This is a genomic window from Allocoprobacillus halotolerans (assembly GCF_024399475.1).
Taxonomy (GTDB): Bacteria; Bacillota_I; Bacilli_A; order Erysipelotrichales; family Coprobacillaceae; genus Allocoprobacillus; species Allocoprobacillus halotolerans.
The window spans coordinates 2,583,050-2,595,434 of the sequence record NZ_CP101620.1 but is presented as its reverse complement, the minus strand read 5'-3'; the positions used below and the strand labels follow the sequence as shown (position 1 = coordinate 2,595,434).

Here is a 12,385-nt window from a genome sequence, read left to right as displayed (position 1 = left end):
TTTATAAAATTAATACATTCCACCAGGTGCCATTGGAGCAGGTGCAGGATTATCTTCTTTAATTGGAGCTACACCAGCTTCTGTTGTAATAAATAATGCAGAAATACTTGCAGCATTTAATAAAGCACTACGAGTGACTTTTGTAGGGTCAATGATACCTTTATCAAACATATCTACCCATACACCATCTTTGGCATCGAAACCTTGTCCATCGGCAATTTTCATTTGTTGTTCAACAATTTCATCACTGTTGAAACCAGCATTTTCAGCGATTTGTCCCATTGGAGCAAGTAATGCATCTAAGACAACTTTGATACCTTTTTGTTTATCTACGTTTTCATCTTTTAATTGATCTTTAAGGGTAACATAAGCGTTCACTAATGTGACACCACCACCCATAACGATACCTTCGCTAACAGCAGCTTTAGTCGCATTTAAAGCATCTTCAATTCTTAATTTCTTTTCTTTTAATTCAGATTCAGTAGCACCACCAACTTTAATGATAGCAACACCGTTACTTAATTTACCTAATCTTTCTGCATAATTCTTCTTATCATAATCACTCTTAGAATTATTCATTTGTTCAGTAATTTCTTTCACACGTTGATCAATGGTTGCTTTATCACCTGCACCACCAATCATTGTTGTATGGTCTTTTGTAATATGCACTTTTTTAGCAGAACCTAAATCTGTCATTTGCATATCTTTTAAGTTCATATTTAAATCTTTACTAAAGAATTTGGCATTTGTTAAAATGGCAATATCTTGTAAAACTTCTTTTTGATTGTCACCAAAACCAGGCGCTTTTGTAGCAACAACATTAAATGTTCCTCTTAATTTATTAACAACTAATGTTGAAATGACTTCTTGTTCAAAATCTTCAGCAATTAACAATAATGGTTTATTTGATTGCATCACTTGTTCAAGAATTGGTAATATTTCTTGAATTGTATTGATTTTTTGATCTGTTACCATAATTAATGGATTATCCATGTCAATTGTCATTTTTTCTCTATCTGAAACCATATATGGAGAAACATAACCTTTATCATATTGCATACCTTCAGCAACTTCTAATTCTGTATCAAAGCTATTTGATTCATCAACACTGATGACACCATCTCTACCCACTTTTTCCATTGCTTGAGCGATATATTGACCAATTTCTTTATCTCCAGAAGAAATCGTTGCAACACTTTCAATATCATTGCTTGTTTCTACTTTATGAGATTTATCTAAAATATATTTTGCAACTTCTTTGCTTGCATAATCAATACCTTCACGCATTAAAACTGGGTTTGCACCTTTTTCAACAGCTTTTAAACCGTTTTGAATCATGCTTTGAGCTAAGATTGTAGCTGTTGTTGTTCCATCACCTGCAACATCATTTGTTTTGTTGGCAACTTCATACACAAGTTTAGCTCCCATATTTTCAAAAGCATCTTCTAATTCGATCTCTTTAGCAATAGATACACCATCATTTGTAATTAAAGGTGAACCATAACCTTTATCCAATACAACATTACGTCCTTTAGGACCAATTGTTACTTTCACTGCATCTGCAAGGGTATTGACACCACTTAACATTGCATCTCTGACATCTTTAGAAAAACGAATTTCTTTACTCATTTTTTATTCCTCCTATTCAACAATAGCTAAAATATCTTCTTCTTCTAAGATCATATATTCATCATCATTATCTTTAAATTTTGTTCCAGAGTATTCTTTAAAAATAACTGTCATGCCTGCTTTTAAATGATCATCACATTTAGGTCCAACAGATACAACAGTTGCTTGATTACTGGCTTGTTCCTTTGGACTCGTTAAAATAATACCACTTGCTGTTTGTGTTTCAGCTTTTTCTTTTTTAATATCACATAATCATGTAATGGTTTTAACATTTATATTCCTCCTTATTTTAGCACTCATATATCTTGTTTGCTAACAACTTCTATTATAACCTGATATATGAACTCATTATGAACTTTTAGCACTTTTATAAATGTAGTGCTAAAATCATTAAATTATATGAAAATCATTTTTGTTTAGACTTCTTTTTGTTATAATTGATTCATAAAGACAAACTATTAAATGTCAATAATTAATTTAAAAAAATGATTTTAATAGTGTTTGTCCTGATTTAGAGGAGCAATCCGATGTTCTTTGATGTTTTTAGTGGATTTTTGGGTGCACTAAAAACAACTTCTCAAAACTCAGTGTTTGAAAGCTCTTACATTTTAGGTTTTCTTTGTTTTTAAGCTACTGATTCCGTTGCTTCGTTCCTATAAACAAAGCGATGGATTTCACCATTGATATCAGAATACTGATAAATCTGTTTTCTGGTATTCTTTGGAAAATCTAAAGATATTGAATTGAAGAACGTATTTCGGGTTTCTTCTGGTAATCGCATGATATTTTCATGCATGATTATAAAACTGCTTTCGTTTTTCATGATTGAATAGATATATCTGGCAATGCGATTGGCAACTGCAATGACCGCTAATTTATGACGCTTTTTATTTCCGTTCTTCACTCTTTCAAATAAGTGTTTAAGAACAGGATTATGTCGTCTGGCAAATTCGGCAATCATGTAAAGAGCGTGTCTCAGGTATTTTGAGCCTTTCTTGGAAATCTTGCCCATGATTTCCACAGACTTGCCAGAACGCTTGTTACGTGGTGATGAACCACTGTAAGAGACATAATGATCAGCATTTTTGAATCTGAAGATGTCTCCGGTTTCAGCGATGATAACAGCGGCAGTCAAAGGACCACAGCCAGTGATGGTCAACAGCAGACTGTAAACATTAAAAGTGGCAGCAAGCTTTCTGATATCTTTTTCAATCAGTTTCAATTGTGTACGAATATGGATGATGCTTTCAACAGTGTTGGAAATAACATATCTCATATGATCGGATACATGTGGAACCAGTGTATCCTGAGCATAATTGAAAAGCTTATCAATCTTATCCATACTGCAGCGATGTTTAGTTGCTTCGTAAACAAGATGAAACACTTCATTTTTGGAAGCATTTATGATATCATGCGAAGTAGGATATTGAGATAAGACAGCCAGGAAAGCAGCTGATTTAGGTTCAAAAACATACTGAAGTTCAGGGAAATAACAATCACAAAGGGCAATGAGACGGTTAGTTTCCTGAGAATAGAGTTTTTTAATCTGATAGTGTCTGTGAACGAGAGCCTTAAGATCTTGATATCCGTTTTTGTTTTCAAAAACAGAATCTGAAACATATTTGACCTGATCATCAGTACCGATAATGGAACAGATGGTTTGAGCATCCAAAGGATCAGATTTAGATATATTATGGCTTTCTCTCCATTTATTAACGAAATCCGTATTAAGCTGATGGATTTCTTCATCGCTATTACAGTTTTGTTTAATAAAGGTGTAGATATTAGTAGAATATATGCCAGTGACTTCCAAAGCAAAATAAGTGTGGAGACAGTACTGATCACTGGAATACTTTCTAACAGTATTTAAAAACTCAACAACTTCAGATTTAATAAACTTAAAAGATAATTTTTTTCTAAGGAAATGAGGTTTGACCGATCTTAATTCAGGGACAGCCAGAACAGCAGCATCAGCCTTGCCTTTAGAGACATCAATGCCAACATAAAGATTGTAATTGTAATTTTTCATAAAAAATGACCTTCTTTCTAAAGTATGTAAATGGTTTTGAATTGCACCTCTAAATCAAGACAAACGCAACCTCGTAAATGCGGAGACAAGTGAGAATACACTGCTGCAACAAACTCATTCGGGTATAAAGTACGCCTTGAACAGAGGATTAAGTCTTTTAGAAGCGAACATAACAAGATGGCCGCAGGAGAAAAGAATAAAACCTTGATTCAAAACGAAACTATTATCTTAAAAGAGAGTGTAGAAGCAAGGATTTTTTAAACAACTGAGATATCTCAGTTGTTTAAAAAGAGAAATCCTTAATTCAAACTTCTATACATATTATACGAGGAGAAATGTTATGGCAAAAAAAGATGAACGATTTATAAAAACTTATGGTTCAGATAAATTTTTTCAAATTTCTGAAATATGGGTTGATAAAGAGACTGGTGTGAATTATTTTTTTCACAGTAATTCAGTTGGGTCAGGATTGACAGTACTTGTTGATAGAGAAGGGAAACCAGTCATTACAACAGTGTTTCCAGATGATGAATAGGAGGATTCTATGAAAGCAGTATTAAATCATTGTAATATTAATATCACTGATTTATCAAAGAGTATCGCTTTTTATAAAGAAGCATTAGGTATGCAAATTGTTAGAGAGAAAGAGGCGAGTGATGGTAGTTTTAAACTTGTTTATTTAGGAGATGGAATTTCACCATTTCAAATCGAATTAACATGGCTTAAAGATCATCCTCAGCCTTATGACTTAGGTGAAAATGAAAGCCATATATGTTTTGTTGTAGATGATTATGAGGCTTATCATCAATTGCATCAACAAATGGATTGTATTTGTTTTGAAAACGAAGCAATGGGATTATATTTCATTCATGATCCTGATGACTATTGGATTGAAATTGTACCAAAGAAATAAAAAGACTGATTTTTTCAGCCTTTTTTATTTTTTGACACCATTTTTTAATAATTTATTCAATTTCAAAGCTTTGATTTTGTTGTATGACAGGTAATATTTTTGCATGATAAGGATTATCTAAAGTTTCTTTTAATAAAAGTTGGGTTGTTTCATAACGGTCAAAATAATGAATTGGTAAAATATACTTTGTTTGTACATGCTTTAAAAAAGCTGATAATCCCAAAAGATAATCTTTTTCTTGACGAATATCTACAACGACACAGGCTAAATCAATGGGTTCATTGATAGATTGAATTTCTTGAAGGTAGGTGTTACGTTGATAGTCATTATCAGCTTGTGGTTCACCTTGCCAATGCCACCAATTTAAATCACCAGCATGATAAATAGTCTGATTTTCTACGTGCACTAGAAAAGCACAACCTTCATCGGTCGATAATAATGTTGAAATAGATAAATCATCAATTTGATATGTTTGATGCACATCAACATAATAAGCATCATGTTTATGACGTAATGTATTGGATAAAATATAAGTGATTTGAGGATGATTGAATTGAAAAATTTCAGGATTGTAGTGATCATAATGACGATGGGAAACAAAGACATAGAGTGGTTTGTCATTGTTAAGATGAAGTTCTCCTTGATAGTAATCAAAGAGAAGTTGATGATATTCTAATTCAATAAGACAGCCACTATGATACAAATGTGTAACTTTCATATAAAAAAGAGATAACATGATTACATGTTATTCTTCTTCTCCATCATCATAATTTGAAACATTGTGGTAAATATCATCAACATCATCACAATCATTTAATAATCCCATTAATCTTTCAAACATTGCCATATCTTCATCATTCAGTTCAACATATTCTTGAGGTGTTGTTGTAATATCATCTACGTCAAATTCAATATCTTCTTTCATGGTTTCAATAGCTGTTTTGATTTTATTTAAATCAGTTGGTTCACCAGTGATTTTAATACGTCCATCTTCTAATGTTGTAATGTCTTTAGCATCAACATCACCCATTACTAAAGCTTCTAACACTTCATCTTCACTCATACCATTTAAAATAACAGTACTTTCTACATTATATAAATAAGCAACAGAACCTTCAGCACCTAATTTAGATTTTGATTTTGTAAAAGCAGGACGAACTTGAGAAATTGTACGATTGATATTATCAGTTAAACATTTAACGATTAATGTTGAATTACCAGGACCAAAACCTTCAAATTGAATAGGTTCATAGTTTTCAGTGACACCACTTTTGACTTTATCAATAGCACGTTTAATAACATCTGCAGGAACTTGTTCCTTTTTTGCTTTATCAACTAAACGTCTTAATGCTAAGTTTCCATCTAATTCAGGTCCACCAGCTTTCGCTGTTAAATAAATTTCTTTTCCATATCGAGAATATAATTTTGCTTTTTTTGCCGCTGTTTTTGCCATAGCGACTTTACGCACTTCATGTGCTCTACCCATGATAAAACTCCTCCTTTGAAAATTCCTTTTGTATTATAAACATTTTTTAGTGATTTTTCAATAAAAAATGGTATAATCACTATATTTCATCATAAAGAAATTGAAGAAGGGAGAAAACATGAAGAAAATAGTCATTATTGGAGCTGGGGCTTCAGGTGTTTATCTATCTATTTTATTAAAACAAAAAAATCCTTGTTATGAAGTTATTGTTTTAGAACAAAATAAAGCGCCTTTAAAAAAGTTACTTGCAACTGGTAATGGGCGTTGTAATTTATCAAATCAAAAGATGAATTCAAAATATTACCAAAGCGATAATCAAGAACTTGTACAATCTATTATTCAAGACTTTGATATGGTTCAACAAATGCAAAAAATAGGTCTTTATTGTACATATCAAGGAGATTTACTTTATCCTAAAAGTGAACAAGCTTTAACCGTTAAAAATGTTTTCATGCAACGTAGTGAAGAAAAGGGTGTTATTTTTGCCTATGACCAAGAGGTTACTCAAATTCAAAAACACAAACACCAATATTTGATAACGACAACATCTCAACAAATTTTAGCTGATGCTATTGTTTTAGCTATGGGAAGTGAAGCTGGTAAATTATCTGGCATGAATCACTCACGTTATGATCTTTTAAAGCAACTTCAATTAAAGATTATTGAACCCATGCCATCACTTGTCCAGTTCTATACTTCTCCTGCGATAAAATCTTTAAAAGGAGTCAGGGTCAAAGGAACGTTTTCACTTATCGAAAATCAACAATGTATTCATAAGGAAAAAGGAGAATTATTATTTACAGACTATGGGGTTAGTGGAATTGCCGTTATGCAATTATCATCTTTTTATAAAAAACATCATAATTATCAATTATATATTGATTTTTTTGACGAAATCAGTCACAATCAATTATGTCAGTTATTATCCAATCAAACTTCTTTATTTTTAGAGGGACTTATCAATCATAAACTTGCTGTGTACTTTCAAAAATATCAGCATCTTTCTATTGAAAAACTGGCTTCTTTATTAAAACATTATCCATTAAATATTCAAGGCGTGAGAGAGGCAAGTTATGCTCAAGTTATGAAAGGTGGATTATCTTTGGATAATGTGACAGAAGATTTAGAGTTAAAACAATATCCACATATTTATGCAATAGGGGAAATATTAAATGTTGCAGGAATGTGTGGCGGTTATAATTTACATTTTGCTTTAGCAAGTGCTTGTCATGTTGTAGAAGCGATAGAGAGGGAAAAGTATGTTAAGAATTCATAATATCAAAGTTAAACTTGGTGAACAACGCTATGCTAAAATCATATCACAGAGTTTAAATGTGCGTGAAAAAGAAATTCAAAACGTGGCATTAGTCAAACAATCTATTGATGCAAGACGACAAAATGTACATTTGATTTGTAGTTTTGATTTCACAGTGAAAGATGAAGAGGCTTTTTAAGAAAATTTCCACAACTACAAAAAGTCATACCTTATCATTATCAATATTTGCCATCCAATAATCAAAGCGTTTTGATTGTTGGAAGTGGCCCGGCTGGTCTTTTTTGTGCCTATGTGCTGGCAATGAGTGGTCAAAAAGTAACAGTGATTGAAAGAGGACAGGTAATTCATCAACGTGAAAAAGCTATTAATGATTTACTGGAACATGGAATTTTGCATAATGAGAGTAATATTGCTTTTGGGGAAGGAGGCGCTGGAACATTTTCTGATGGTAAATTGACAACTGGTGTTAAAAATGAGCGTATTCGCTATATTTTAGAAACATTTGTACAATTTGGTGCACCAAAAGATATTTTGTATTTAAATAAACCACATATTGGAACAGATTATTTACGTCAAGTGATACAAAACATGCGTCAATTTTTGGTTTCAAAGGGTGTCACTTTTCTATTTGAAACCAAAATGGTTGATTTTGAAGTCTTAGATTCAGGCTATCAAGTGACAGTTTCACAGCATCAACACATTCAAAAATTGGATACAGATTTGCTTGTTCTTGCGATTGGTCATAGTGCTAGAGATACTTATGAAATGTTGTATCAAAAAGGTGTTCCTTTAGACCAAAAAGCTTTTGCGATAGGTGTTCGTATTGAACAGTCACAACAAAAAATCAATCAGATTCAATATAAGAAAAGTGCTTCATCACCTTATTTAAAGGCGGCTAGTTATAAACTGGCTGTTCAAAGTGGTAAAAGAGGTGTTTATACTTTCTGTATGTGTCCTGGTGGTGTGGTAGTTCCATCACATCATGAAGACAAAACAATCTGTGTTAATGGAATGAGTTATTATGCACGTGATGGTCAAAATGCTAATAGTGCTATTTTGGTTACTATTTCAACTGATGATTTTGCAAGTGATCATCCTTTAGCCGGTATTGAATTTCAAAGAGAATTGGAGCATAAAGCTTTCTTGCTAGGTGGTGGCAACTATCAAGCTCCTGTGCAAAGAGTTGTCGATTATTTTCATCATGAAGTACAGCCATTGGGGAAAATTAAACCGACTTATCAGCCCGGTTATCAAATTTGTGATTTGAATGCACTTTTTCCTGAGTTTATCAATCAGGCTTTGCATACTGGTTTACAATTAATGAATCAAAAAATGCCTGGTTTTATTGATGAAGATACTATTATAACGGGTATTGAAACGAGAAGTAGTGCACCTGTTCGTATTTTAAGAAATGAAAATTATCAATCTACGTTCAAAGGATTATATCCTATTGGCGAAGGTGCTGGGTATGCTGGTGGTATTATGTCATCAGCGATTGATGGTATTATGTGTGCTGAAAATATTTTAAAAAGCTATAAATAGGTGGAGAAATTATGAATATTGTTATTATTGGTCTGGGGAAAGTTGGCCAGATGTTAACGCGTTATTTATCTAATGAAGGGCATAATGTTGTCGTTATTGATCAAAATAATCAAAAAGTAGAAAATGTTGTGAATCAGGACGATGTTTTAGGTATTAGTGGAAATGGTGCCAATTTCCATGTCTTACAGGAAGCTGGTGTTGAGCAGGCAGATGTTGTGATTTCAGTGACAACTTCTGATGAATTGAATATACTTTCTTGTCTGTTAGCCAAACAACTTGGAGCGAAACATATCATTGCTCGTGTTAGAAATCCAGATTATTCTTTACAGAGTCAAATTTTAAAAGAACAGTTAGGTTTTTCAATGTTAATTAATCCTGAATTAGAGGCGGCGAATGATATTAGAAGAACAATTATGTTTTCATCAGCAATGCGTATTGATACGTTTGATAAAGGTAGGGTAGAAATTGTTGAATTGCGTATTGCTAATGGGATGCCTTTAGATTCATTGGTTTTAAATCAACTTTCAAGTGTGTGTCATTCACAAGTTTTAATTTGTGCTGTCAAGCGAGAAGATAAAGTTTTTATTCCTGATGGAGATTTCATTTTAAAGGCTCAAGATCATATTTGTGTTATTGGTTCACATAAGGATTTAACAAAATTTTGTTTAGAAACTGGTTTTGCATCACAGAAAATTAAAAACGTCATGATTATTGGTGGTAGTAAAATTGCTTATTATTTGGCTAGACAATTATCTGTTCACGGTATTAAAACAAAAATTATCGAAAAAAATCATGAACGTTGTGTTCAATTATCAGAACTTTTACCTTATTCAATCATTATTGAAGGTGATGGTAGTGATGAAAATATTTTAAAAGAAGAAGGTATTCATAAAAGTGATGCTTTAGTTGGTTTGACAGGAATAGATGAAGAAAATATTGTTTTAGTCTTGGCAGCGAAACAGTTAGGTGTCAAAAAATCTATCGCTAAAGTGAATCGTATGAATCTTAATGGCATTATTGACCATCTTGATGTTGATAGTATTGTTGAACCTAAAGCATTAGTTACATCGCAGATTATTCGTTATATTCGTGTCAAAGAAAATGATAATCGTTCTACAAGTATTCAAACATTATATAAGATTGTTAATGAGGAAGTGGAAGCTGTAGAATTTATTGTTGATGAAAAGACAAAATATTGTGATATTCCATTAGCTAATGTGAATACAAAAAAAGATTTATTGATTGGTAGTATTATTCGTCAAAATCAAACGATTATTCCTAAAGGTCAGGATGTTTTACGTAGGGGAGATCGTATTATTGTAATTGCTTATCATACCCCTCTTAAAGATATTAATGATATTTTTGAGGAAGAATACGCATGAATAGGTTAATGATTTTATACACTCTTGGAAAAATGTTAATGATTGAGGGATTGTTAATGCTTTTACCATTTTTAACAGGAGTGATTTATCAGGAACAAGAATGTTGGATTTATTTGATTGTTGCGATGATGCTTTTGGTATTAGGACATCTGATGAGTTTACGTAAGCCACACAATAAAATCATTTATGCAAAAGAAGGCTTTGTTGTTGTTGCAGCAGCTTGGATTTTTCTATCTGTCTTTGGTGCTATTCCTTTTTGTATGACAGGAGAAATTCCATCTTATATTGATGCTTTGTTTGAAGCTGTTTCAGGTTTTACGACAACGGGGTCATCCATATTAACAGATGTTGAATCTTTATCCCATGCAAGTCTTTTCTGGCGAAGTTTTTCACATTGGATTGGTGGAATGGGAATTTTGGTCTTTGTTGTTGCCTTTTTGCCTGATGCTAGTGGTTCCACTTTACATATTTTAAAAGCTGAAATGCCAGGTCCAATTGTTGGAAAACTGGTATCTAAAATTACTGTTTCATCACGTATTCTTTATCAAATTTATACGGTTCTCACAATTATTGAAGTGGTTTTATTAATGTTAGGTGGTATGCCATTTTTTGATAGTTTATTAAATAGTTTTGGAACTGCTGGAACAGGTGGCTTTGCAATTAAAAATACTTCCATAGCCTATTATAACAGTGCTTATTGTGATGGTATCATTACATTCTTTATGATTTTATTTGGTATTAATTTCAATTTGATTTATTTCTTTGCGATAAAAAAATTCAAAGCAGCATTAAAAAGTGAAGAATTACGCTGGTATTTAATCATTATCTTTGCGGCAGCATTTGCTATTTCATTCAATATTTTACCGTTATATAACTCTATCTTTGAAGCTTTCCGTTATGCGATTTTTCAGGTAGGTTCAATCATTACCACAACTGGTTATGTGACTGCTGATTATGGACAATGGCCATTATTTTCACAAACAATTCTTGTTTTATTGATGTTTATTGGTGCTAGTGCCGGTTCTACTGGTGGTGGGATGAAGGTTTCACGTATTATTATTGGTGTCAAAAGTGCTATGGCTGAAATGAAACGTATGATTCATCCTCATAGTGTTGTTTCTGTAAAATTTGAAGATAAGTATTTATCTTCTAATACATTAAGCAATATTCATGTTTATTGGGTTTTATACTTTTTATTGTTTGGATTATCATTTTTATTTGTATCTTTACAAAATATTGATTTTATTTCAGCTTTTAGTGCTGTTGCGACTTGTTTTAACAATGTAGGTCCAGGATTAGGAATTGTTGGTCCAGTGGGTAATTTTTCAAGTTTAACTGATTTATCTAAGGTTGTATTATCACTTGATATGTTAGCTGGACGTTTAGAAATTTTCCCATTGTTGATGTTCTTTTCTCGTTCATTATGGAAAAAATAAGGAACTGTCACTAGGCAGTTTCTTTTTTATTTAAGAAATAATATGTTATACTTAAATTAATGATAAAAGACAAATGTTTTGGCTTTAATCAATTATATGAAAAGACAATGAAAAGAGGGAATTGATAAATTTATTAAAATCAAAATAGCTATATAATAGTAACAAAAAAATAATTGTTGTTTTAAGTAAAGGTGTCTATAGTGTATTTAATGAAAATGGGAGGATAAAAGATATATGAAAAAAGTGATAATAGTGATATTGATATGGTTGATGATTTTATCAGGAGGTATGATTTATCTTTTCTTGAATCCAACAAACGAAAAAGAGGAAGAGTCAGAAGCTGGCTTACCAATTCCAGCATGCTATGTACTGAATCATGGTTATTATACACGCTATGATAGAGAAGAAGATGAAGTCCATCAGGTTGAAAAAACTTTACATATTATGGAACAATCAACGAATATGTAGATTTTTCAATGAAAGACGATTATCCTGATTTATCAACCTATGATTTAGGATATATGAATAGAGATGTTTATGTCAATCAAGATGATGATACTTACATTTATGTCCGTATGAATCAAGAGCGTTATCTTGTGCTATATTATGATGATGCTAGTACAGATCGAGTTTTAGAAGTTATTCAATCTAACAAATAGAAAAATGAATAAAATATATTGTCATAATGATTT

14 protein-coding genes are annotated in these 12,385 nt (G+C 31.9%); 9 read left to right on the top strand and 5 right to left on the bottom strand.

The window, feature by feature from the left end:
- Window positions 1-9: 9 nt before the first annotated feature.
- The 3 genes from groL to NMU03_RS15360 all read right to left on the bottom strand — a co-directional run bounded on the left by groL (window position 10) and on the right by NMU03_RS15360 (window position 3,658).
- On the bottom strand, window positions 10-1,629 hold the full coding sequence (gene groL / locus NMU03_RS15370) for a chaperonin GroEL (protein WP_290139635.1): 1,620 nt from the start codon (window positions 1,627-1,629) through the stop codon (window positions 10-12).
- 12 nt (window positions 1,630-1,641) lie between these two features.
- Complete coding sequence (locus NMU03_RS15365) at window positions 1,642-1,830, bottom strand: co-chaperone GroES (RefSeq protein WP_290142367.1); 189 nt, start codon at window positions 1,828-1,830, stop codon at window positions 1,642-1,644.
- Window positions 1,831-2,254: 424 nt separating this feature from the next.
- Entirely contained in the window at window positions 2,255-3,658 is a 1,404-nt protein-coding gene (locus NMU03_RS15360) for an IS110 family RNA-guided transposase (RefSeq protein ID WP_290137985.1), read from the bottom strand.
- Window positions 3,659-3,998: 340 nt separating this feature from the next.
- On the opposite strand from NMU03_RS15360, the gene NMU03_RS15355 reads away from it, so the two are divergent.
- A complete protein-coding gene (locus NMU03_RS15355; RefSeq protein WP_290139633.1) occupies window positions 3,999-4,193 on the top strand; it encodes a DUF6440 family protein in 195 nt (64 codons plus the stop codon).
- A 9-nt stretch (window positions 4,194-4,202) separates the two neighbouring features.
- Window positions 4,203-4,571: a VOC family protein gene (locus tag NMU03_RS15350; RefSeq protein WP_290139631.1), complete on the top strand. Its 369-nt coding sequence runs from the start codon at window positions 4,203-4,205 to the stop codon at window positions 4,569-4,571.
- Window positions 4,572-4,623: 52 nt separating this feature from the next.
- On the opposite strand, the gene NMU03_RS15345 is transcribed toward NMU03_RS15350, so the two are convergent.
- On the bottom strand, window positions 4,624-5,307 hold the full coding sequence (locus NMU03_RS15345) for an MBL fold metallo-hydrolase (RefSeq protein ID WP_290139629.1): 684 nt from the start codon (window positions 5,305-5,307) through the stop codon (window positions 4,624-4,626).
- 9 nt (window positions 5,308-5,316) lie between these two features.
- Window positions 5,317-6,057 carry a YebC/PmpR family DNA-binding transcriptional regulator gene (locus tag NMU03_RS15340; RefSeq protein WP_290139627.1) on the bottom strand — a complete coding sequence of 247 codons (741 nt, stop codon included), beginning with the start codon at window positions 6,055-6,057 and terminating at the stop codon, window positions 5,317-5,319.
- A 118-nt stretch (window positions 6,058-6,175) separates the two neighbouring features.
- Here NMU03_RS15340 and NMU03_RS15335 point away from each other — a divergent pair, with 118 nt between their 5' ends.
- The 7 genes from NMU03_RS15335 to NMU03_RS15305 all read left to right on the top strand — a co-directional run bounded on the left by NMU03_RS15335 (window position 6,176) and on the right by NMU03_RS15305 (window position 12,352).
- Window positions 6,176-7,333, top strand: coding sequence for an aminoacetone oxidase family FAD-binding enzyme (locus tag NMU03_RS15335; protein WP_290139625.1), 1,158 nt, complete (start codon window positions 6,176-6,178; stop codon window positions 7,331-7,333).
- Window positions 7,317-7,511, top strand: coding sequence for a hypothetical protein (locus NMU03_RS15330; RefSeq protein WP_290139623.1), 195 nt, complete (start codon window positions 7,317-7,319; stop codon window positions 7,509-7,511). The genes NMU03_RS15335 and NMU03_RS15330 overlap by 17 nt, the downstream gene beginning before the upstream one ends.
- Window positions 7,512-7,633: 122 nt before the next feature.
- Window positions 7,634-8,875 carry an NAD(P)/FAD-dependent oxidoreductase gene (locus tag NMU03_RS15325; RefSeq protein WP_290142366.1) on the top strand — a complete coding sequence of 414 codons (1,242 nt, stop codon included), beginning with the start codon at window positions 7,634-7,636 and terminating at the stop codon, window positions 8,873-8,875.
- A gap of 11 nt (window positions 8,876-8,886) precedes the next feature.
- Window positions 8,887-10,257, top strand: a complete 1,371-nt coding sequence (gene trkA, locus NMU03_RS15320) for a Trk system potassium transporter TrkA (protein WP_290139621.1) — start codon at window positions 8,887-8,889, stop codon at window positions 10,255-10,257.
- Entirely contained in the window at window positions 10,254-11,693 is a 1,440-nt protein-coding gene (locus NMU03_RS15315; RefSeq protein WP_290139619.1) for a TrkH family potassium uptake protein, read from the top strand. Before trkA ends, NMU03_RS15315 begins: the two co-directional genes overlap by 4 nt.
- A gap of 234 nt (window positions 11,694-11,927) precedes the next feature.
- Window positions 11,928-12,161, top strand: coding sequence for a hypothetical protein (locus tag NMU03_RS15310; protein ID WP_290139617.1), 234 nt, complete (start codon window positions 11,928-11,930; stop codon window positions 12,159-12,161).
- Between the two features lie 8 nt (window positions 12,162-12,169).
- Window positions 12,170-12,352: a hypothetical protein gene (locus NMU03_RS15305; protein ID WP_290139615.1), complete on the top strand. Its 183-nt coding sequence runs from the start codon at window positions 12,170-12,172 to the stop codon at window positions 12,350-12,352.
- Window positions 12,353-12,385 lie beyond the last annotated feature (33 nt).